This window comes from Sinorhizobium terangae, from assembly GCF_029714365.1.
In the GTDB taxonomy this organism is placed as follows: domain Bacteria; phylum Pseudomonadota; class Alphaproteobacteria; order Rhizobiales; family Rhizobiaceae; genus Sinorhizobium; species Sinorhizobium terangae.
This window is the reverse complement of sequence record NZ_CP121660.1, coordinates 255,026-276,210: the sequence shown is the minus strand read 5'-3', so window position 1 is coordinate 276,210 and position 21,185 is coordinate 255,026. Positions and strand designations below refer to the sequence as shown.

Below are 21,185 nucleotides of genomic sequence, written 5' to 3'. Positions count from 1 at the left end.
ATCATGCGACAGAGACGATCTTGACCGCGCATTTCTTGAAATCCGTCTGTTTGGAGATGGGATCGGTGGCATCCAGCGTCACCTTGTTGATGAGCTTGCTGGCGTCGAACCAGGGGACGAAGATGACGCCCGGCGGCATGCGATTGCGGCCGCGCGTCTCGACGCGGGCACGGATCTCGCCGCGCCGGGAAATGATCCTGACCTCGGCACCCTGATTGAGGTTGCGCTTGCGTGCGTCGTCAGCATTCACGAAACAGACGGCGCCCGGGAAGGCCCGGTACAGTTCCGGCACCCGCATCGTCATCGATCCGGAATGCCAATGTTCGAGCACGCGACCGGTGACGAGCCAGATATCGAATTCCTCGTCCGGCGACTCGGCCGGAGGCTCGTAGGGAACGGCGAGGATCACCGCCCTGCCGTCCGGACGGCCGTAGAACTTCACGTCCTCGCCCGGCTTCACATAGGGGTCGTAGCCCTCGCGGTAGCGCCAGAGCGTCTCCTTGCCGTCGACCACGGGCCAGCGCAGGCCGCGCACCTCGTGGTAGCGGTCATAGGGCGCGAGGTCGTGTCCATGGCCGCGCCCGAAGGAGGCATATTCCTCGAACAAGCCCTTCTGGATGTAGAAGCCGAAGGCCTCGGCTTCCCGGTTCGCGTAGTCCTTGTTGATCTCGCTCGCGGCGAAACGATCGACATTGCCGTTCTTGAAGAGCACGTCGTAGAGCGTCTTGCCGCGATAGCCGGGATTGGCGTCGAGGGTTTCCGCGGGCCACACCTCGTCGGTGGTGAAGCGCTTGGAGAACTCCACCATCTGCCAGAGATCGGAACGCGCCTCGCCGGGCGCATCGACGAGTTGGTGCCATACGTGGGTGCGCCGCTCGGCATTGCCGTAAGCGCCCTCCTTCTCCACCCACATCGCGGCCGGCAGAATGAGGTCGGCGCTCATCGCCGTGATCGTCGGATAGACATCGGAGACGACGATGAAATTGTCGGGGTTGCGGTAGCCCTGATAGGTCTCGTTGCTGGTGTTGGGCGCCGCCTGGATGTTGTTGTTGACCTGCACCCAATAGAAATTGAGCTTGCCGTCCTTCAACATGCGGTCCTGCTCGACGGCATGGTAACCCGGCTTTTCCGGGATGATGCCGTGCGGCACCCGCCAGATTTCCTCGGCGTGCTTGCGGTGCTCGGGATTGGTCACTGTCATGTCGGCCGGCAGCCGGTGCGCGAAGGTGCCGACCTCGCGTGCCGTGCCGCAGGCCGAAGGCTGCCCGGTCAGCGAGAACGGGCTGTTGCCCGGCTCCGAAATCTTCCCCGTCAGGAGATGGAGGTTGTAGACCATGTGGTTGACCCAGACGCCGCGCACATGCTGGTTGAACCCCATGGTCCAGAGCGACATCACCTTGCGGTTCGGGTCGGCGTAAAGATCGGCCAGTTGTTCGAGGAAACCGACCTCGACCCCGGTCAGCTCCACTGTCTTGTCGAGCGTGTACTCCGAGACGAACTTCTTGAAGTCCTCGAAAGTGCTCGGCGTCATCTTGGCGGCGTCCTTGGCGTTCACTGCCTTGACCTCGAGCGGATTGTCCGGCCTCAGGCCGTAGCCGATGTCGGTCGCGCCGACCATGAAGGTCGTGTGCTTGTCGACAAACTCCTGATTGACGCGCCCCGTTTGAATGATGTGGTTGGCGATGTAATTGAGGATCGCGAGATCCGTGCCCGGCTTGAAGACGATCGGGATGTCGGCGAGGTCCATGCTGCGGTGGGTGAAGGTCGACAACACCGCCACCTTGACATGCTCCTGCCCCAGCCGGCGATCCGCAAGCCGCGTCCACAGGATCGGGTGCATCTCCGCCATGTTCGAGCCCCAGAGGACAAAGGCGTCGGCATGCTCGAAATCGTCGTAGCATCCCATCGGCTCGTCCATGCCGAAGGTGCGCATGAAGGCATAGGCGGCGGACGCCATGCAATGGCGGGCATTGGGGTCGAGATTGTTGGAGCGGAAGCCGGCGCGCATCAGTTTCGTCGCCGCATAGCCCTCGAAGATCGTCCACTGCCCGGATCCGAACATGCCGACAGCCGTTGGCCCCTTTTCCTTCAGGACTCTCTTCGCCTGCTCGGCCATCACGTCGAAGGCCTCGTCCCAGCTCACCGGTTCGAACTCGCCGTCCTTGGCAAAGGCGCCGTTCCGCTTGCGCAGAAGCGGCGTCTTCAGCCGGTCGGCGCCATACATGATCTTCGAGAGGAAGTAGCCCTTGATGCAGTTGAGGCCGCGATTGACCTCCGCCTGCATATCGCCATGGGTGGCAACGACCTGGCCCTCCTTGACGCCCACCATCACGCCGCAGCCGGTGCCGCAGAAGCGGCATGGCGCCTTCGACCATTTTATCTGCAGTGCTTCGACACCGCCCGGCACCGGCTGTGCCGCGGCGGGGAGCGCAATGCCCGCGGTCGCCGCCGCTATGCCGGCCGCATGGGCCTTGAGGATGTCACGCCGCGTCAGTTCGCCGGTCATTGCCGATCGTCTCCTCTTTCTCGACATGCTCGAACACCATGTTGGCCGCGACCACGCCTTCGAGCGTAGAAATCTGCGACAGGCACTCGCCGAGCATGCCCGTGCTCATTCCTTCGATGACCACCACGATCTTGCCGCCCTGGTGGCCGTGCACCTCGACATTGTTCATGCCGGAAAGCGCCGCCAGAACCCTGTTCTCCATCGCCGGAACGGCGACGATGACGGCGCTCGAGATATGATATTCGCTCGGTTTGTCAGGCATTGGCGCCTTCCTGATGTCGCGCAGAGACATGAACGGCGCCGACCGGACAGATGCTGACGCAGGCGCCGCAGCCGCTGCAGGCGTCTTCATCGATGACCGGCAGGAAAGGCCCGCCGATCCGCGGCTGGAAGCGGATCGCCTGTTTCGGACAACTGTCGCGGCAGGACTGACAGGCGGCAGCGTTCTTCGCCAGGCAATGATCGGCGATCGCCGCCACATGGGCAAAGCGCGCCACGCCGGCAAACTCAAAGACCGGCTCCGGACAGGCGCGCCGGCACTCACCGCAGAAGGTGCACTCGCCAATGGAAAAATCGAGCGACGGCCGGTTGCCGGCAAGGCTGATGATATGCGTAGGACAGGCGTCCACGCAGCGGCCGCAACCGGTGCAGGCGGCGAGGCTCTCGGGCGTCACGCCCGGCGGACAGATCCGTTCGGGCCGAGACGCGCCGCGTCCGAAGAGCAGGTCTCGTCTGGAAGTCGTCGCAACCGCCATGACAAGCCTCAATGCGGCGCCGGCGGCGGACCGGGCGGTCCGAAGACGAGCTGAAACATCCAGACCAGGAAGCCATAGCCGCCGACGACAGCGACGGCGAGCAGCGGCCAGATGCCGAAGGCCAGCACCAGAAATGTCAGAAGTTCGCGTCGTCGGGATGGCGGCGGGGGCGCCGTCACCTGCTGAGGAGATAACTCTGACACGCTAACGTCCCCCGTTGATGCACTCGCCAACATAGTAACAATCCTTGACGGGAAAGAAAGGAAAATAAACTAAACTCTTTTCCTCAAGAACAGAGATAACATCTGTCAATTCAATGGGATATATTACCCGGGCAAAATATCGGGTTTCTCTTGGAGTGAGCGTCTGCAGCATTTCGCATTTTCGAAAAAATGCATGTCCTACAACGCCAGCGCGTGGAAACATCGATTGCGGCACCGAAGAAAGGCCGATGGGGCGTGGCGCCGCATCGGCCTTTATCATTCTGCCAGAATGTCGCCCGCTATCGACGGCGCCGCCGCTTACAATGCCAGAGCCGCAAGGGCGGCATCGAGGCGCTCCTGCGCCTTCTTCGGGTTCTTCGCCCCCTTCACCGCGTCGAGATTGGCCGGGCTGTCGCCGACCTGCACGACGCCGATCATGCCCATGCCGTAATGCGGCGTGCACTTCACGCCATAGAGGCCCGGCGTGGTGAACGTGACCTTGTAGTTCTCGTTGACCTTGCTCTTCAGCGCTTCGGCGCCATCCGGCAGCATGCCCTTGATCGTCTCGACATTGTGGCCCTTGTCGGTCGGGATGAAGGTCACGGTATCGCCTGCGGCGATCTTCAACGAAGCCGGCTCGAAGACCATTACGCCGTCCTTGCCCTTGTTGAGCATGTGCACTTCAAAGTCCGCCGCAAGCGCGGGCGTGGTGATCAGCATTGCCGCTGCCGCGAGCCCAAGGCCCTTCTTCATCATTGTCAGCATTTCATCTTCTCCGTTGAACCTACCGGGCCCTTGCCGTGGTTGTCGCTCCCGGAAATAGGCCGATGCCGACCTGTCGACTTTGACGCGCGTCAAATAACGCGCACATGACAGCTGATTGCCGCGGCCTTCTTGTTACCGCGTGCACCTGAACTTCGACATGATCGCCGGTGCCTTGCGGCCCTTCCGACCCCGACATCTCCGCCGCGAACCCGATTTTAGGCGGGAGTTCCGTCGTCGGGGATCATTGACAGGTTACGTTTGTCGGATTAAAACTGACGAAATTCGAAAATCGTCACTCGTAATTCGTGAGAAGAAATGAGCGAACTCGCAGACACCGGCGTCGATGCAACCAGACAGGAAAACGTGACGCGGATCCTCGATACCGCCGAGCGGCTGTTTAGGCATTACGGCTACAGCAAGACAAATGTGGCCGACATCGCCCGCGACCTCGAAATGTCACCGGCCAATATCTACCGCTTCTTCGCTTCGAAGACAGAGATCCACCAGGCGCTTTGCGCGCGCATGCTGGCCGCGAGCTACCAGCAGGCCTTCGAGACCTCGCGCCTCCCGTTGAGCGCCTCCGAGCGGCTGCGGCGCTATGCGCAGGGGCAGCACAAGATGACGGTCGAGACCATGCTCGACGAGAAGAAAGTCCACGAAATGGTCGTAGTCGCGATCGAGCGGGACTGGCACGTCATCGAAAAGCACATCGACCGTATGGATGGGTTGCTGGCCGAGATCATCCGCGACGGCGTCAAGGCCGGCGAATTCGCCGATCAGGATCCGGAAAAGGCCGCGCGCTGCTTCGGCGCCAGTATCGTCACGCTCTGTCATCCGCAGATCGTGGCCCAGTGTCTCGCGAAGGAAAACCGCGCGACTCCCGAAGAGCTGATCGAATTCGCGATCAGAGCGCTGAAGAAATAATCGAACCATACTCGAGCCGCGTGGCGGCAGACAGGATCAGGAGTGCCAGAGATGTTTTCACCAAAGGCCCTCGCAATGAGAACCCCGGTCGCCGCCAAGCTCGCGGCCGCGTTTGTCATCGCCGTCGCCCTCTCCGCCTGCTCGGAAGAGAAGGTGGAGACCAAGGAGATCATCCGGCCAGTCAAGGTCGTCGAGATCGCCGCCGCCGGCAATCAGCGCGAGCTCGACTATTCCGGTTCGGTGAAGGCGCGCACGGAGATGAATCTCGGCTTCCGTGTGGGCGGCAAGATCACTGAAAGGCTTGTCAATATCGGCGACCGGGTAAAGCCGGGCGACCTGCTCGCGCGCATCGACCCGACCGATTACGAGCTCGCCGTCAAAAGCGCCGAGGCAAGCCTCGCTGCCGCCGAAAAGCAGGTGGAAACGACGGCGCTCACCAAGATGCGGGCCGAGCAGCTCTTCACCAGGGAATTCTCGTCCAAGGCTGAGCTCGACCAGGCGACGCTTCTCTACGATCAGGCGGTCTCCACGCGGGACGCCGCCGCCTCCTCGCTCGACCAGGCCAGGAACCAGGTCATCTACACGGATCTGAAGTCCGACCAGAACGGCATCGTCACCGCGATCAATGCCGACATCGGCCAGGTCGTCGGTACCGGCACGCCGGTCGTGACCGTCGCCGTCGATGGCGAGAAAGAAGTGCAGATCGCGGTGCCCGAGATGGATATATCCGAGTTCAAACCGGGCAAGACGGTCAAGGCGCGCTTCTGGTCGGACGAAGCGCTTGTGCTCGACGGCAAGGTGCGCGAGGTTTCCGGCAGCGCCGACCAGCAGTCGCGGACCTTTTCCGTGCGCGTCAGCCTGCCGACAGACCCGCGCGTGCTGCTGGGCATGACCGCCACGATCGAGGCGGTCGCCGCCAATGCCGGGCCGTCGGTCTCCATCCCGCTGAGCGCGCTTGCCGAAAAGGACGGGCGGAAGCTCGTCTGGGTGGTCAATCGCGACAGCTCGACGGTGCATGCGCGCGACGTGAAACTCGGCGAATTCACCGGCGATGGCATCCGCGTCGCCGAAGGGCTTCAGCCGGGTGATCTCGTCGTTGCCGCCGGCACGCAATTCATGACGGAAGGCCTGAAGGTGAAGCTGCCGGCGGCCGAACAACAGTCAGCGCTTGCCGAAACCGGCGAAGTCCTTCGCTAACCCTCTCCATTTACCGATAGAACGGAACGACGGCCATGCACGCCTCCACTGAGGACAGGAAACCGTTCAACCTTTCGCGCTGGGCGATCGGCCACCCGAGCATCGCGCGCTTTCTTTTCGCGCTGATCATCATCACCGGCGCGCTTGGCCTCGTACGCATGGGCCAGCGCGAAGATCCGGAATTCACCTTCCGTGTCATGGTCATCCAGGCCGTCTGGCCGGGCGCATCGATCGAGGAGATGCAGGACCAGGTCGTCAACAAGATCGAGCGCAAGCTGCAGGAAACGCCGCACCTCGATTTCGTGCGCTCCTACACACGCGCCGGCAGCGCCATCATCACGCTGCAGGTCGAAGGCGACACCAATGCCGAAGAGGTGGCCGACGCCTTCTACCAGGTGCGCAAGAAAGTCGGCGACATCGCCAACGAGCTGCCGGAAGGGCTGCTCGGCCCCTATTTCAACGACGAGTTCGGCGACACTTTCATCACGCTCCATTCGATCAGTGGCGACGGCTACAGCTATCCCGAACTGAAGAAGTTCGCGATCCAGGGCCGTGACATGCTGCTGACGACGCCCGGTGTAGAGAAAGTGTCGATCATCGGCGACCAGCCGGAGAAGATCTATATCGACGTCTCTTCCAAGGCGCTCGCAGAACGCGGGCTGACGCTCAACGATCTGCGCAGCGCGATTGTCGGCCAGAACAATGTCGATCTCGCCGGCTCCGTCGATACCGGCACGCGCTCCGTCCGCATTTCGGTCGAAGGCGGCGTCGATCGGGCCGAGGATATCCGCCAGCTGAGATTGCGCGCCGGTAACCAGGTCATCCGGCTCGGCGACATCGCGACCGTTACCTCGGGACTGGAGGACCCTTACTCGCGCAAGTTCCGCTTCAACGGTCACGACGGCGTCCAGATCGGCGTGGTCATGGCGAAAGGCTTCAATGTCACCGACGTCGGCAAGGCGGTGGAAGCGACCTACGAGCGTTTCGAATCCTCACTTCCCTACGGCGTGTCGGTCGACCAGATCGCCAACCAGCCGGAAGTGGTGACCGACGCGATCAGCGAGTTCATGCATGCGCTTGTCGAGGCGTTGATCATCGTGCTCATCGTCTCCTTCGTGTCGATCGGCTGGCGCTCGGGCCTGGTGATCGCGATCGCCATCCCGCTCGTGCTCGCCGCCACCTTCGCGATCATGTACGAGCTCGGCATCGACCTGCAGCGCATCTCGCTCGGCGCGTTGATCATCGCGCTCGGACTGCTCGTCGACGATGCGATGATCGTGGTCGAGATGATGGAGCGCAAGCTTGAGGAAGGCCTCGTAAAAATCGAGGCGGCGAGTTTCGCCTATTCCTCGACCGCCTTTCCGATGCTGACTGGCACGCTGATCACGACCGCGGGCTTCATTCCGGTCGGCTTCGCGGAATCGACTGCGGGCGAATATGTGCGCTCGCTCTTTTATGTCGTCGGCATCGCGCTGGTGGTCTCCTGGTTCGTCGCCGTCTATTTCACGCCTTGGCTCGGCTACATGATCCTGAAGCAGCGCCACCATGCAGGCAGCCATCACGACGTCTTCGACACACGCTTTTACCGGCGCTTGCGCGCGACCGTCGGCTGGGCCGTGCGCCATCGGGTCATCGTGCTCGTCATGACGCTCGCCACGTTCATGGCAAGCCTCTGGGCGTTCCAGTTCATCCCGAAGAACTTCTTCCCCCAGTCTTCGCGGCCGGAAATCCTGGTCGATCTGTGGCTGCCCGAAGGAACCAGCATCAAGGAGGTCGAGAAGCAGGCGAAGGCTCTCGAGGCCCGGATGATGGACGACGAGGACAAGCGCTTCATCGCCACCTATATCGGTGAAGGCGCGCCGCGCTTCTTCCTGCCGCTCGACCAGCAGCTTCGCAATCCGAATTTCGCCCAGCTCCTCGTCATGGCGAAGGACGAGCCGGCCCGCGAACGGCTGATTACAAAGCTGCGCACGGTTCTCGCCGAAGACTTCCCGTCGATCCGCGCCAAGGTCGACCGGCTGTTCCTCGGCCCGCCGACCGGCTGGCCCGTGCAGTTGCGCGTGATGGGTCCGGACCGCGCCGAAGTGCGCCGCATCGCCGATGAGGTGAAGGCGAAGTTCAATGAAAACCCGCTGCTCGGTGCAGTTCACGACGACTGGCTGGAGCCGGTGCCGGCGATGAAGCTGGTGATCGACCAGGACCGCGCGCGGGCGCTGGGCGTCACCTCGCAACGTATCCGCCAGATGCTGCAGGCATCGATGTCCGGCGTGCCGCTCGACGATTTCCGCGACGGCGAGGAAACCGTCTCGATCGTCGCGCGGGAGCCGGACGGCAATCGCCAGCTGCTTTCGGCCGTCAACTCGGTCTATGTCCCGACCGACTTCGGTGGCTTCGTGCCCGTCTCGCAGGTCGCCAAGGTCGTCCCGGTCATGGAACAGGGCATCGAGTGGCGCCGCGACCGCCTGCCGACGATCACGGTCCGCGCGACGCTCCCTGACGGCGTGCAGTCGAACGACGTGACGGTGAAGCTCTATGATGAGCTTCAGGGCCTGAGAGACAGCCTTGCTCCCGGCTACAAGATCGAAGTCCAGGGCGGTGCCGAAGACAGCGCCGAAAGCCAGGCCTCGATCGCCGCCAAGGCGCCGATCATGCTGGTCGTGATCGTCGTGCTGCTGATGGCGCAGCTCCAGCACTTCGGCAAGGCGATGCTGGTGCTCGCGACCGGCCCGCTCGGCATCATCGGTGCTGCCGCGGCACTGCTCATCAGCGGCGCGCCCTTCGGCTTCGTCGCGATCCTCGGCGTCATCGCGCTCCTCGGCATCATCATCCGCAACTCGATCATCCTCGTCGACCAGATCGATCAGGACATCGCGGCCGGCATGGAGCGCGCCGAGGCGATCATCGGCGCGGCGGTCCGCCGCTTCCGTCCGATCATGCTCACCGCACTGACGGCAGTGCTGGCGCTGATCCCGATCTCGCGCGGCGTGTTCTGGGGTCCGCTCGCCTACGCCATGATGGGCGGCATCCTCGTTGCGACGGTGCTCACGATCCTGGTGCTGCCGGCCGGCTACGCGCTGTTCTTCGGCCGCGAGCCGAAGTCGCGGAAGACGGAGCCGGAAGCAGCAACGCCGCAAGACGACGCGGTCGAGGAGCGCGAGGGTTTTGCAACGCCGATCGCGGCGGAGTAAGCTCCATGCCGCGTGGAGCGGCCTTCAGGTCGAAGCCGCCCCGGCAGGCACAATGGGGGTGCAAAGGCCGAAGTCACAAACCTGCCTCGCAGATTGCAGGGACCTGCGCCGCCGGCAGGTCTCTCGCGCGGCAACCGCGGTTTGACGCGCGGCGGCCATGCGTTGATGAATGACGATGCGGCATCGGCGAGGAATCGACCTGGCACCGCCCGGGGAAGCCGCGGAATACGCCTCGACCCTGGAGACGCTGCCCGAATGGTATGTGCTCGTTGCCAAGTGCGGGAAGTGCCTGCACCAGGCTCCCATTGATCGTCGCCAGATTGCCCGAAGGCGCGGTGGCCGCACGTCCCTGATGGCCATCGCAGGCATGCTGAAATGTCGGCGATGCGGAAACGCCGAGGGAAATGAGCTGTTGCTCGGCAGGCTGCCGCGCGATTGAGGTCGGGAAGATATATGCACGCATCTTTGTTCCGCTCAATGCGGGGAAGGGGGCGGTGGGGGCTGGCCGTTGAGACAACGGCCTGCCGCACAATGGCTGCAATTCAGGGATGTGACCGCGACCTTCATGCGTCTTCAAAAGCCGCGCGGCGCTGCCGAAATGTTCATTTGCTGGGGGCTTTTGCCACTCTTGTCCTTTTTCAGCTTGACCTCACCCGCCGCCGACGGCGATCTGCTATGTGCAGAGCCGGACTCATTGCGGAACGAACGTGACAGGGCGAATGAGCGCAGCTTACCTTGAAAAACTGAACGACAGGCAGCGCAGTGCCGTCGAGCATGGCATCGGACCGGACCACGGCCTTGTCGGCGGACCATTGCTGATCATTGCCGGAGCGGGATCGGGGAAGACCAACACGCTGGCCCACCGGGTCGCTCACCTCATCGTCAATGGAGCCGATCCCCGCCGCATCCTTCTGATGACCTTTTCACGCAGGGCCGCCGCTGAAATGTCGCGCCGAGTCGAGCGCATCTGTACCCAGGTGCTTGGTGCCGGCTGCGGCGTGATGACGGACGCCCTCGCCTGGGCCGGAACCTTTCACGGCATCGGGGCGCGCCTGCTCAGGATCTACGCCGAACAGATCGGCCTGAACGTGGATTTCACCATCCATGACCGCGAGGACAGCGCCGACCTGATGAACCTCGTCCGGCACGAGCTCGGATTCTCGAAAACCGAAAGCAGGTTTCCGACGAAGGGCACGTGCCTGGCGATCTATTCGCGGACGGTGAATTCGCAGACGCCGCTGAACGATGTGCTGCGGAACTGGTACCCTTGGGTTTCCGGCTGGGAGAGCCAGTTGAAGGCGCTGTTCGCCGGATACGTCGAAGCCAAGCAGGCGCAGAACGTTCTCGATTACGACGACCTGCTTCTTTATTGGGCGCAGATGGTGAGCGACCCGTTGCTCGCCGCCGACATCGGCGGCCGGTTCGACCATGTGCTGGTGGACGAATACCAGGACACCAACAAGCTGCAGTCCTCAGTCCTGATGGCGCTGAAGCCCGGCGGCCGCGGCCTGACGGTCGTCGGCGACGATGCCCAGTCCATCTATTCCTTTCGCGCCGCTACCGTTCGCAACATCCTCGATTTTCCCAAGGAGTTTTCCCCGCCTGCCGACGTCATCACGCTCGACCGGAACTATCGTTCGACGCAGACGATCCTCGCGGCTGCCAATGGCGTCATCGAGCTTGCACGCGAGCGCTTCACCAAGAATCTCTGGACGGACAGACAGTCGGCCGAGCGTCCGAAGCTGCTGACGGTCAGGGACGAGAGCGATCAGGCGAACTATATCGTCGAGCAGGTCCTCGCCAACCGCGAGACCGGAATGCGTTTGAAGCAGCAGGCCGTCCTGTTCCGTGCCTCGAACCACAGCGGCCCCCTTGAGGTGGAACTCACCCGTCGCAACATTCCCTTCGTGAAGTTCGGCGGCCTGAAATTCCTCGACTCGGCCCATGTGAAGGACATGCTTGCGGTGCTGCGTTTCGCCCAGAACCCGCGTGACCGCGTCGCCGGATTTAGGCTGCTTCAGATGCTCCCCGGAATCGGCCCGCAAACCGCCGGCAAGATCCTGGACGCGATTGCGGCCGACCCCGAACCGCTGATGACGCTTGCCGAAATCCCTTCCCCGCCGAAAAGCGGGGACGACTGGGTGCGCCTCGTAGAATTGCTGCAGGGTCTCCGCAGGTCCGGATGGCCTGCGGAAATCGCCATGGTGCGCACCTGGTACGAGCCGCATCTCGACCGCATCCACGAGGACGCCGAGACCCGGAAGGCCGACCTTCTGCAACTTGAACAGATCGCTTCCGGCTATCCGAGCCGCGAGCGTTTTCTGACCGAACTGACGCTCGATCCACCGGATGCGACCAGCGACCAGGCGGGCGTGCCGCTCCTCGACGAAGACTATCTGATCCTGTCGACAATCCATTCAGCCAAGGGGCAGGAATGGCGCGCCGTTTTCATGCTCAATGTGGTCGACGGCTGCATTCCGTCCGACCTCGGAACCGGGACGACGCATGATCTCGAAGAGGAGCGGCGGCTGCTCTATGTCGGCATGACGCGCGCCAAGGACAGTCTGACGCTGATGGTGCCGCAGCGCTTTTTCACCGGTGGCCAGCATGCCCAGGGCGACCGCCACGTCTATGCGAGCCGGACGCGCTTTATTCCCGCGACGCTCCTGCAATTCTTCGAAACCGGAACCTGGCCTCTGGCCAATCCGACGACCGCCGAGCGTAACGCCCAGCAGATCCGCATCGACGTCGCCGCGCGCATGCGCGACATGTGGCGATAGGGCCGGCCCGCAAAAAGCATGCGGCCCTGTAGGTGCAGCGACCGTCACCAGGGGGACGGGGTGTCCTTCGGCTAAGGCCGCAGGAATGCCTGAATCTCTTCGGTAGAAACTTTCCCGTCCTTGTTGGCATCCACCTTGTCGAAGATTCGTTTGTGGATGGCCGTCACCTCATCGAAAGAGAGGCTGCCGTCCCCGTCAGCATCGGCAATGGCGAACATTATCTTCATCATGTGCCCGCGCATGGCCATCATAGGCATGCGGCCCATCATGTCCTGACCCATCATCCCTTGGCCCATCATGCCCGGGCCCATCATGCCGGGACCCATCATACCCGGGCCCATCATACCCGGTTGGCCAGGCTGGTCGCTCTGCCCTGTCGCGCCGTCCGGGCTGGAAGACTGCGCCTGCGACTCGGGTGAAGGGTCGGGATGGTGCGTGTCGCTTTGGGTTGTTTGCGCGCCGGCCCCGGCAGTCATGCCAAGGGCGACAAGACCGGCAAGCATAACCGGACGCAGCAATGCATTGAGTGTCATGAGGAGTCCTCCTTCCGTGAGGTGAGCGCCGTCAGAACCGCTCGAAGCCATCAGCGTTCCCAACCAATCGTTTGATGACTATTATATCCTAGGTCAGCGACAGCCCCGCGACCTTGCACTGGATCAAATTGTCGGGAAACTCGCCCATGGGAACGTTGACTCCGGGCGCTGATGACGCTGGACCGGCGCATACCGCGGCAGCCGCGGCCGAACTGTGATGGCATTGTGTGTCGTGCGCCACCGTTGTACCGTACAGATAGACAAGCGCCCAGATTGCCAGTGCACGGCCGGCGCCAAAGTCCGGCCACGTGTTTCAACCCGTTGGATAAGCAGCCGCGGACATGGAACTTATCGTCGCTCTTGGCCTGATCGTCTTCAAGGTCGCGTTGCTGATCGCAATGCTGCTGCTCTTGCCCTTGCCGCTGACCTGGCTGGAGCGCAAGATTGCAGGCCATATGCAGCAGCGGATGGGGCCGATGCGCGTGGGGTGGCACGGGATGCTGCAACCGGTGGCGGACGGCATCAAGCTGCTCACCAAAGAGGACCACATCCCGGCCGAAGCCGACCGCTTCCTGTTCAAGCTGGCACCGATCCTGGCGCTCGCACCGCCCTTTGTGGTGTTCGTCGCGATCCCCTTCGGCGAGACCGTCTCGGTGCTCGGCAACGAGATCTCCCTCTACGTTTCCAACATGAACGTGGCGCTGCTCTTCGTGTTCGCGGTGATCGGGCTCGAGGTTTATGGCGTCATCTTCGGCGGCTGGGCCGCGAACAGCAAATACGCGGTGCTGGGCAGCCTCAGGACCTGCGCGCAGATGATCAGCTACGAGATCCCGATGGGCTTTGCTGTCATCGGCGTGGTGATGCTGGCGCAATCCATGAGTCTTCTGGACATCGTCCGCTCTCAGGCCGATGTCTGGAACATCGTTTACCAGCCGGTCGGCTTCTTCGTATTCTTCGTCGCAGGGCTTGCTGAAGCGCAGCGCATCCCCTTCGATCTGGCGGAAGCGGAAGGCGATCTCGGGGCCGGATTCCACACCGAATACAGCGGCATCCGCTTCGCATTTTTCATGGTCAGCGAATACGTCATCATGCTGCTCGTGTCGGTCCTTTCGGTGATCCTGTTCTTCGGCGGCTGGAACGGCGTGCTGATCCCCTTGCCGCCGCTCGTCTGGTTCGGGCTCAAGGTGGCGTTCTTCGTCTATCTGTTCATGTGGTTTCGCTTCACCTTCCCGCGCTATCGCTACGACCAGCTGATGGCGATCGGGTGGAAGGTCTTGCTTCCTCTGTCGATGGCGAACATAATTATTACCGGTATGGTTTTCTCCTAGGGGCCGAGAGCGGCTCCCTGCAGCGTCCTGCGTCTCCGGCGCAACAAGGCCGCTGTGGTATTTTGAGACGCCGCATAGCTTCTCCTTGATCGGAGACAGGCGGCAGCGGGGCGGCGATGTCGCGCACATGGGACAGAACTGGAACCTGGATCGGCTGGGCGTTCTTCTCCGATCTGTCGAGCGCCCTGGCGCTGACCCTTGGCTACATGTTCTCCAGAACCGTGACCATGCAGTATCCGGACAAGGAGAAATGGCTGCCCTATTCGCGTTACCGCGGTCATCACTTCCTGAAGCGTGACGACGAGGGCGAGATCAAGTGCGTGGCCTGCGAACTCTGCGCGCGGATCTGTCCCTGCGACTGCATCGAAGTCGTTCCCTACGAGGACGAGAAGGGCAACCGACGCCCGGCCAAATTCGAGATCGACACCGCCCGCTGCCTGTTCTGCGGGCTGTGCGAGGACGCCTGCCCGGCGGATGCGATCGCCCTTGGCCAACAATATGAATTCTCGAGTTTTTCCTCGCACGACCTGGTGATCGGGCGTGACGACCTGCTCGCCAAGCCCGGCAAGGCGGCGACCGGCGGCGGCGTGGTTGCCGCCCGCCTTGACACGAAAAAGGACGTTCTGGTGGAGGCGAGCGAGCCGCAGGGTTACAACTGGTGGCGAAATATCCGCCGAACGTGAACACGCCAGCTGTCAATCCCGGGGCGACCGCACGACTTCTTAAATCGCACGCGATTTAGGGGTAAAATCGTGCGCCAGTTCAAAGTGCTACGGCGACCTTTGTGCGTCTGAGGCACGGCGCTGCAGGGCAGGAGGCTCACATGTTTGTCGGCGATATCGTGAAGAACAAGGGCGTCGGGGTTATTGCGGTCACCCCTTCTCACACCATGGTAGAAGTGCTGCGGCTGTTTCGCGAAAGCAATATCGGTTTCGTGGTCGTCAGCCGCGCCCCTGGCGAGTACCTGGGTACGCTTTCGGAACGGGATTGCTGCAACGCATTGGCGGAATACGGAGCCGAGGCGGCGATGATGCGCGCTGTCGACATCATGAACCGCAGCGTGGCGACCTGCTCGACACAGGATTTGCTTCCCTATGTGATGGCGATGATGACCCAGCGGCGTACCCGCCATGTGCTGGTGCTCGAAGGCGATTCCGTTGTCGGCGTAGTCAGCATCGGCGACGTGGTCAAGCACAGGCTCGACGAAGCGCTGCGCACGGAGCAGGACCTGCACGACTACATTTGCGGGACCCACTATCACTGACGAGATCAGCCGCTGCACGTCTCCCTCGAGAGGAACCACATCAACGGCAGAGGGGGGTGCATACCCCACAGAGCTGGATCCGCTCAAATCCGATTCTGCTCAAAGGCTGAACCAGTGGAAGCGGCGCTCTCGAAGGTCGGTGCGGCCTCGCGCACCTCCACCGGGCAAGGATATTCACCGCGCCGCATCAGGCTGTTGAGGCGCAGCGCCCTGTAGTTTTCGGGAACAAACACGAGGCCGCTCGGGAAGTGCCGGTTGACCTTGAGCTTCGCAGTCAATTCGCCCCACGCGGATCGCACCACCACCTGAGCGCCATCCGGAAGACCGAGCTCGGCGGCATCCTCGCCGCTCGTTTCGACATAGGGATCGTCTGCAACGGTATTCAGGATTTCCGAGCGCTCGGAAAGATATCCGTTGTGGAACAGGCCATTGCCGGTCACCAGCACCAGCCCGTCTGTTGCTTTCGGGGCAGGCGGCGCCGGGAAGAACCCGCCAGCCGCCGGTGTCGGCGCCGCCTTGGTGAAGGCGCCGTCGGGACCAAGCCCCTCCTGCGTCAGTCCGTGGTAGGCTGGAACAAGCCGGGCAATCTCGTCGAAAATCTCACCTTGCGTCGACGGCTGCAGCGGTTCCTTGCGGAGCGCCGCGACGAAATCGAAGATCGCCAGATTGCTTCGCGCCTCGAAGGCTGGTTCGCGGAATTTGCGGACCGTCTGAAGCCGGCCCTCGTTGTTGGTGAATGTGCCGGCTTCCTCGCCGAAACCCGCCGCAGGCAGGACGACCTCTGCCAGGCCTGCCGTTTCGGTAAGGAATGTGTCCTGCACGATCAGGAGGTCGGCGGCGCCAAGCGCACGCGTCACGAAGTCCCGGTCGGGATAGGCAATCAGGGGATCGGTTCCGGCGATGTAGAGCGCGCCCATCCGCCCGTCGACGCAAAGCTCCAGCATGGCGTCGAGAGCGGCGCCCGGCTCGGACGGGATCGCGGCGCCCCAGCCCCGTTCGAGAGCTGTACGCGCCGCATCGTCGGAGACAGCGCTTAAGCCCGGCAGCACCGCCGGCAGTACCCCCATGTCCCAGGCGCCCATCTGGTTGGCGCGGTCGAACAGGAACTGCATCGCCGGGCTCTTGCCGAGCAGATGGAGAACGTTGAGCAGATTATTGATCTGCTGCAGCGTCGCGCGCGCTTCGGGTGATCTCAACAGGTCGATGCTGACAAGCACGGTGACACTGCGGCTCTCCTTGAGTGCGGAGGCCAGACGATCCGATCCCGCACGGTTGGTGGTCATGGCAGAAACGTCGCCCGCCTGACCGTCCGCCGCCACGAGCGCGGCCGCTACCGCCGCAAGGCTCGCCGCTTCTCCGCCCGGCCGCACGCGAACCACTGCACGCGCATCGGCGTCGAGACGGGATGGTCGCGCCGAGAGCATGAGCAATCTTGTCTGCCGCCGCCGCGCGGCATCCCTGAGCAGGTATTCGGTAACCGGATTTTCTTCCGTCACGTTTCCGCCGACCGCGAGCACACAGTCGCTAGCGACCACCTCATCCAACGGCGCGCGGGCATGGAAACCCGCCACCAGCGGGCCGAGCGCATCGAAAGGCGTCGACCAGCGCGACGAGCAGTCGATATTGTTCGTGCGGAACACCGTCCGCATCAGCTTCTGGAACTGATAGAGCACTTCGTTGGGCAGGCGCGCGGACGCGAGCCCTCCGGCAGCCTTGCCCTCGACAGCCGACAGGCGCCGGCGCAGGTAGTCGCCAGCCTCATCCCAGGAGACCGGAGTGAGCGCGCCGTCACGACGGATCATCGGTCGCTTGATCCGGTCCCGGCTTTCGATGAAGTCGAGGCCGAAACGCCCGCGCACGCAGAGCGTTTCGCGGTTGACCCCGTGCTCCCAGTCCGAGCGGACACGCATGAACTCGCCCTTGCGTGCGCCGACCGTCAGTTGGCAGCCGGTGCCGCAATGCGGGCAGATGGTATCGGTCTCGGCGAGATCCCACGGCCGTGCCTTGTAGCGGTAGGGGAAACTCATCAGCGCGCCGACGGGGCAGACCTCGACGCAGTTGCCGCACTGGTCGCAGCTTGCAAGACTGCCCTCGAAGCCGGTGACAGCGGTGTCCATGCCCTTCTCGACCGTCCCCAGGGCGACTGCGCCAACGACCTCTTCACACATCCTGACGCAGCGCTGGCACTGAATGCAGCGGTTGACGTTCATGATGATGACCGGGCTCAGACGGATGTCCTTCGAGTGGAAAACGCGTTTGGGATCGCGGAACTCGCTTTTGCGGGGACCGTAGGCCATCACCATGTCCTGCAGCTCGCACTCTCCACCCTTGTCGCAGATCGGGCAGTCGAGCGGGTGGTTGGCGAGCAGCATGTCTAGCATGGACGAGCGCGTCTCCTCGATAAGAGGCGTGTTCGTCCTGACCACCATGCCGTCGGTGACCACGGTCGCGCAGGACGGTTGCAACCGCCTGAGCCCCTCGATCTCCACCAGGCACATGCGGCATGAGGCGAGTGCCGGCAGCCGCTTCCAATAGCAGAAGGTCGGGATGTCGATGCCCAAGCGCTCGGCCGCGTTGAGCACCGTAGAGCCAGCCTCAACTTCCAGCATTTGTCCGTCGATCGTGATGCTAACCATGTTTCCTCTCAGCCCTGTCCCGCAGGCCTTGTTTTCATGCATGTCGTTGTCCCAAAACCGCTGAACACTTTTGGGCGACATGCATTAGTGGTACGGGCACCTCCCCTCCTCGATATGGGCGACGAACTCGTCGCGGAAATGCTTCAATGCGGCCCGCAATCCCATCGCGGCGCCGTCACCCAAGGCGCAGAAGGTATTGCCGAAAATGCCCTTGCAGAGCATGTCCAGCTGCTCCAGGTCACCGGGCGCGCCCTCCCCGGCCTCGATCCGGCGCAGTACCTTGACGACCCAGTTCAAACCCTCGCGGCACGGCGTGCACTTGCCGCAGGACTCGTGGTGAAAGAACTCGATGATCCGGGTCGCGACCTTGACCATGCAGGTGGAATCGTCGACCACGATCACGCCGGCCGAACCGAGCATCGAACCGGCGGCGGCGAGTGAGTCGAAATCCATCCCCACCTCCAGCTCGCGCTCCGGGATGACCGGCGCCGAAACTCCGCCCGGGATCACCGCCTTGATCTTGCGTCCCGGCAGCGGGCCGCCGGCGTGCTCCTCGACCAGTTCCTTGAGCGGTATGCCCATCGGCAGCTCGTAGAGTCCGGGTTTCTTCACCTGCCCGCTCACGCAATAGAGCTTCGGGCCAGGGCTCTTGTCGGGGCCGATGCCGCGAAACCAGGCAGCCCCCCGTGTCACGATGTGCGGCACGCAGGCGAGCGTCTCGACATTGTTGATCACCGTCGGGCTGGCGTAGAGCCCGGCCACGGCCGGAAACGGCGGTTTCAATCGCGGCTGCGCCCGCTTGCCCTCGAGCGACTCGAGCATCGCGGTCTCCTCGCCGCAGATATAGGCGCCCGCGCCGCAGTGGATGTAGACGGCGAAATTGAAATCCGAACCCAGAATACCCTTTCCGAGGTATCCTCTTTCGTGGGCTTCCGCGATCGCCTGCTCCAGGCGACGGATCGCCGTGACATATTCTCCGCGCACGTAGACATAGGCGGTTTCCGCCCCGATCGCGTAGCCGCTCACCGCCAGCCCCTCGATGAGCTGGTGGGGGTCGCGCTCCATGATGATCCGGTCCTTGAAGGTGCCGGGCTCCCCTTCGTCCGCGTTGCAACACAGATATTTCGGCTTGTCGCCCCCCTTCGGCACGAAGCTCCACTTCATTCCCGTCGGGAACCCGGCGCCACCGCGACCGCGCAGGTTGGATTGTTTCACGAGCTCGACGACTTCGTCCGGCGTGTATTCGCTGAGCACCTTCCTGAGCGCCTGATAGCCGCCTCCGGCCTCGTAGGCCGAAAGCAGATGGCCGTTCGCGACCTCGATATTCTTGAGAAGGACCGGCTCGAACATGGCGCTACTTTCCCGGCACTGACTGAGAGGCGTGCTCATCGCCTGCTGGCGGCCCCGCTGCGGCGCGAAGGCTATCCAGGAGCGCGTCCAGCCGCGCGACGTCAAGATTGCCGTGGTAATAGTCACCGACCTGCATCACCGGAGCCATCTCGCAGGCACCAAGGCACTCGACGGTCGAAAGAGTGAACAGCCCGTCCGCTGTGGTGTCGCCCTTCCTGATCTCGAGCGCCGTTTCCAGATGGGTCAGCAGGCTTTCCGATCCGCACAGCATGCACGAGACGTTGTCGCAAAGCTGCAAATGGAACATGCCCACCGGCTCGGTATGGAAGAGCGTGTAAAAGGTCGCGAGCTCGTAGACCCAGATCCGCTCGACACCGAGGATGTCGGCGACCTCCTCCAGCACGGGTCCGGGCAGGTGGCCGTGTTCCTTCTGTGCGATCACAAGTGCCGGCATGATCGCCGAGCGCTGGTCCGGATAGGCCGCTGCTGCCTGTTCGATTTTTTCGCGCATGCTCATCGCGTCCAAATCTCCTACTTGTCCACCTCAGCCATTACCGGGTCGAGGCTGCCGAGCACGGCGATCATGTCCGCCAGGTAGCGGGCGTTGGTGACCCCGAAGAGCGCCTGCAGATTGACGAACGAAGGGGCCCGCACCTTCATGCGGAACGGTTTTGGCGACCCGTCGCTGATGATGTAGAAGCCGAGCTCGCCCTTTGGCGCCTCGATAGCCGAGTAAACTTCGCCGGCCGGCACGTTGAAGCCATAGGCCGACAGGTCGAAATGCTGGATCAGCGCCTCCATCGAACAGTGCACCCGTTCCTTGTCCACCGGAAAGGCGATCGTCGGCATGTCGATCTGGAACGGCCCTTCGGGCATCTGGGCGATACATTGCTCGATGATGCGGATGCTTTCACGCATCTCGTCGACCCGGCACCGCCAGCGCGCGTAGCAATCGCCCTCGTCGCGGGTGATGACGTTGAAATCGAGCCGGTCGTAGATTTCGTAAGGCTCGTCGCGCCGGATGTCCCAGTCGACCCCGGAAGCACGCAGATTTGGACCGCTTAGGCCAAGGTCGATCGCGTCCTCGCCGGAGATCACGCCGATGCCTTCCGTGCGATTGAGGAACACCCGGTTATCTTCGAGTAATCGCTCATAATCGCGGATCCGGCTCGGGAAGATATCGCAGAACTCCCTGATCTTCGGAAAGAACCCCTCAGGCAGGTCTTCACGCACGCCGCCAACCCTGCAGAAGGAGGTGTGCATGCGGGCGCCGGTGATCATTTCCAGAAGGTCCATGATCATTTCACGTTCGCGCATGACGTAAAGCAGCGCGGTCATGGCGCCGAGATCCATCGGCAGCGCCCCGGTGATGAGGAGATGTCCGGAGATCCGCGCCAGTTCGGCCATCAGCACGCGGATATACTGCGCGCGGATCGGCGCTTCGATCCCGAGGAGCTTTTCCACCGCCAGCGCGAAGGCCAGGTTGTTCGAAGGCGGGCAGAGATAGTCGAGCCGGTCGGTCAGCGGGAAAATCTGGGTATAGGTGAAACTCTCCGCCAATTTTTCGGTGCCGCGATGGAGATAGCCGACATGCGGATCCACGCGCTCGACATATTCGCCATCGAGTTCGAGCACGAGCCTCAGCACCCCGTGGGTGCTGGGGTGCTGTGGACCGAGGTTGAGCAGCACTTCCTTGGTATTGAGCGCTTCACCTTCCGGTCTCATGAGCTCGGTGACTTCGGTCATCTCAACTCTC

Annotated in this window: 17 protein-coding genes; 7 read left to right on the top strand and 10 right to left on the bottom strand. The window is 62.8% G+C overall.

What is annotated here, in order from left to right; all coding sequences use genetic code 11:
- Position 1 precedes the first annotated feature (1 nt).
- The 5 genes from napA to QA637_RS19985 all read right to left on the bottom strand — a co-directional run bounded on the left by napA (position 2) and on the right by QA637_RS19985 (position 4,226).
- Positions 2 to 2,506, bottom strand: coding sequence for a periplasmic nitrate reductase subunit alpha (napA, locus tag QA637_RS20005; protein WP_283066455.1), 2,505 nt, complete (start codon positions 2,504 to 2,506; stop codon positions 2 to 4).
- Positions 2,481 to 2,768, bottom strand: a complete 288-nt coding sequence (locus tag QA637_RS20000) for a chaperone NapD (protein WP_283066453.1) — start codon at positions 2,766 to 2,768, stop codon at positions 2,481 to 2,483. The genes napA and QA637_RS20000 overlap by 26 nt, the downstream gene beginning before the upstream one ends.
- Positions 2,761 to 3,261 (bottom strand): ferredoxin-type protein NapF, encoded by a 501-nt coding sequence (locus QA637_RS19995; RefSeq protein WP_283066452.1) that lies wholly within the window; start codon positions 3,259 to 3,261, stop codon positions 2,761 to 2,763. Before QA637_RS19995 ends, QA637_RS20000 begins: the two co-directional genes overlap by 8 nt.
- An 8-nt stretch (positions 3,262 to 3,269) precedes the next feature.
- Positions 3,270 to 3,464, bottom strand: coding sequence for a periplasmic nitrate reductase, NapE protein (gene napE, locus QA637_RS19990; protein WP_327791022.1), 195 nt, complete (start codon positions 3,462 to 3,464; stop codon positions 3,270 to 3,272).
- 318 nt (positions 3,465 to 3,782) lie between these two features.
- Positions 3,783 to 4,226, bottom strand: a complete 444-nt coding sequence (locus QA637_RS19985; protein ID WP_283067276.1) for a pseudoazurin — start codon at positions 4,224 to 4,226, stop codon at positions 3,783 to 3,785.
- Between the two features lie 318 nt (positions 4,227 to 4,544).
- Between QA637_RS19985 and QA637_RS19980 the strand changes: the two genes are divergently transcribed.
- From QA637_RS19980 to QA637_RS19960, 4 genes are all read left to right on the top strand, one after another.
- A complete protein-coding gene (locus QA637_RS19980; protein ID WP_283066449.1) occupies positions 4,545 to 5,153 on the top strand; it encodes a TetR/AcrR family transcriptional regulator in 609 nt (202 codons plus the stop codon).
- 51 nt (positions 5,154 to 5,204) lie between these two features.
- Positions 5,205 to 6,350 (top strand): efflux RND transporter periplasmic adaptor subunit, encoded by a 1,146-nt coding sequence (locus tag QA637_RS19975; protein WP_283066448.1) that lies wholly within the window; start codon positions 5,205 to 5,207, stop codon positions 6,348 to 6,350.
- Between the two features lie 35 nt (positions 6,351 to 6,385).
- Positions 6,386 to 9,538 carry an efflux RND transporter permease subunit gene (locus QA637_RS19970; protein ID WP_283066447.1) on the top strand — a complete coding sequence of 1,051 codons (3,153 nt, stop codon included), beginning with the start codon at positions 6,386 to 6,388 and terminating at the stop codon, positions 9,536 to 9,538.
- A gap of 719 nt (positions 9,539 to 10,257) precedes the next feature.
- Complete coding sequence (locus tag QA637_RS19960; RefSeq protein WP_283066446.1) at positions 10,258 to 12,318, top strand: ATP-dependent helicase; 2,061 nt, start codon at positions 10,258 to 10,260, stop codon at positions 12,316 to 12,318.
- 71 nt (positions 12,319 to 12,389) lie between these two features.
- Here QA637_RS19960 and QA637_RS19955 read toward each other — a convergent pair whose 3' ends face one another.
- On the bottom strand, positions 12,390 to 12,851 hold the full coding sequence (locus QA637_RS19955; RefSeq protein WP_283066444.1) for an EF-hand domain-containing protein: 462 nt from the start codon (positions 12,849 to 12,851) through the stop codon (positions 12,390 to 12,392).
- A gap of 341 nt (positions 12,852 to 13,192) precedes the next feature.
- Here QA637_RS19955 and nuoH point away from each other — a divergent pair, with 341 nt between their 5' ends.
- The 3 genes from nuoH to QA637_RS19940 all read left to right on the top strand — a co-directional run bounded on the left by nuoH (position 13,193) and on the right by QA637_RS19940 (position 15,443).
- Positions 13,193 to 14,179 carry an NADH-quinone oxidoreductase subunit NuoH gene (gene nuoH / locus QA637_RS19950; RefSeq protein ID WP_283066443.1) on the top strand — a complete coding sequence of 329 codons (987 nt, stop codon included), beginning with the start codon at positions 13,193 to 13,195 and terminating at the stop codon, positions 14,177 to 14,179.
- Positions 14,180 to 14,295: 116 nt separating this feature from the next.
- Entirely contained in the window at positions 14,296 to 14,862 is a 567-nt protein-coding gene (locus tag QA637_RS19945) for an NADH-quinone oxidoreductase subunit I (protein WP_153440006.1), read from the top strand.
- A 140-nt stretch (positions 14,863 to 15,002) separates the two neighbouring features.
- On the top strand, positions 15,003 to 15,443 hold the full coding sequence (locus QA637_RS19940; RefSeq protein WP_153440007.1) for a CBS domain-containing protein: 441 nt from the start codon (positions 15,003 to 15,005) through the stop codon (positions 15,441 to 15,443).
- A gap of 83 nt (positions 15,444 to 15,526) precedes the next feature.
- Here QA637_RS19940 and nuoG read toward each other — a convergent pair whose 3' ends face one another.
- The 4 genes from nuoG to nuoD all read right to left on the bottom strand — a co-directional run bounded on the left by nuoG (position 15,527) and on the right by nuoD (position 21,175).
- Complete coding sequence (gene nuoG, locus QA637_RS19935) at positions 15,527 to 18,079, bottom strand: NADH-quinone oxidoreductase subunit NuoG (protein ID WP_283066442.1); 2,553 nt, start codon at positions 18,077 to 18,079, stop codon at positions 15,527 to 15,529.
- An 84-nt stretch (positions 18,080 to 18,163) separates the two neighbouring features.
- On the bottom strand, positions 18,164 to 19,429 hold the full coding sequence (gene nuoF, locus QA637_RS19930) for an NADH-quinone oxidoreductase subunit NuoF (RefSeq protein ID WP_153440009.1): 1,266 nt from the start codon (positions 19,427 to 19,429) through the stop codon (positions 18,164 to 18,166).
- Positions 19,430 to 19,433: 4 nt separating this feature from the next.
- The gene (gene nuoE, locus QA637_RS19925) at positions 19,434 to 19,946 is read right to left on the bottom strand and encodes an NADH-quinone oxidoreductase subunit NuoE (protein WP_283066440.1); all 513 of its coding nucleotides are present in this window, start codon (positions 19,944 to 19,946) and stop codon (positions 19,434 to 19,436) included.
- 14 nt (positions 19,947 to 19,960) lie between these two features.
- Complete coding sequence (gene nuoD, locus QA637_RS19920) at positions 19,961 to 21,175, bottom strand: NADH dehydrogenase (quinone) subunit D (protein WP_283066438.1); 1,215 nt, start codon at positions 21,173 to 21,175, stop codon at positions 19,961 to 19,963.
- Between the last annotated feature and the right edge of the window lie 10 nt (positions 21,176 to 21,185).

Bases quoted from the DNA above. Each gene is read 5' to 3' on its own strand.
- napA (WP_283066455.1), bottom strand. From the start codon at position 2,506: ATGACCGGCGAACTGACGCGGCGTGACATCCTCAAGGCCCATGCGGCC.
- QA637_RS20000 (WP_283066453.1), bottom strand. From the start codon at position 2,768: ATGCCTGACAAACCGAGCGAATATCATATCTCGAGCGCCGTCATCGTC.
- QA637_RS19995 (WP_283066452.1), bottom strand. From the start codon at position 3,261: ATGGCGGTTGCGACGACTTCCAGACGAGACCTGCTCTTCGGACGCGGC.
- QA637_RS19980 (WP_283066449.1), top strand. From the start codon at position 4,545: ATGAGCGAACTCGCAGACACCGGCGTCGATGCAACCAGACAGGAAAAC.
- QA637_RS19975 (WP_283066448.1), top strand. From the start codon at position 5,205: ATGTTTTCACCAAAGGCCCTCGCAATGAGAACCCCGGTCGCCGCCAAG.
- QA637_RS19970 (WP_283066447.1), top strand. From the start codon at position 6,386: ATGCACGCCTCCACTGAGGACAGGAAACCGTTCAACCTTTCGCGCTGG.
- QA637_RS19960 (WP_283066446.1), top strand. From the start codon at position 10,258: ATGAGCGCAGCTTACCTTGAAAAACTGAACGACAGGCAGCGCAGTGCC.
- QA637_RS19955 (WP_283066444.1), bottom strand. From the start codon at position 12,851: ATGACACTCAATGCATTGCTGCGTCCGGTTATGCTTGCCGGTCTTGTC.
- nuoH (WP_283066443.1), top strand. From the start codon at position 13,193: ATGGAACTTATCGTCGCTCTTGGCCTGATCGTCTTCAAGGTCGCGTTG.
- QA637_RS19945 (WP_153440006.1), top strand. From the start codon at position 14,296: ATGTCGCGCACATGGGACAGAACTGGAACCTGGATCGGCTGGGCGTTC.
- QA637_RS19940 (WP_153440007.1), top strand. From the start codon at position 15,003: ATGTTTGTCGGCGATATCGTGAAGAACAAGGGCGTCGGGGTTATTGCG.
- nuoG (WP_283066442.1), bottom strand. From the start codon at position 18,079: ATGGTTAGCATCACGATCGACGGACAAATGCTGGAAGTTGAGGCTGGC.
- nuoF (WP_153440009.1), bottom strand. From the start codon at position 19,429: ATGTTCGAGCCGGTCCTTCTCAAGAATATCGAGGTCGCGAACGGCCAT.
- nuoE (WP_283066440.1), bottom strand. From the start codon at position 19,946: ATGAGCATGCGCGAAAAAATCGAACAGGCAGCAGCGGCCTATCCGGAC.
- nuoD (WP_283066438.1), bottom strand. From the start codon at position 21,175: ATGACCGAAGTCACCGAGCTCATGAGACCGGAAGGTGAAGCGCTCAAT.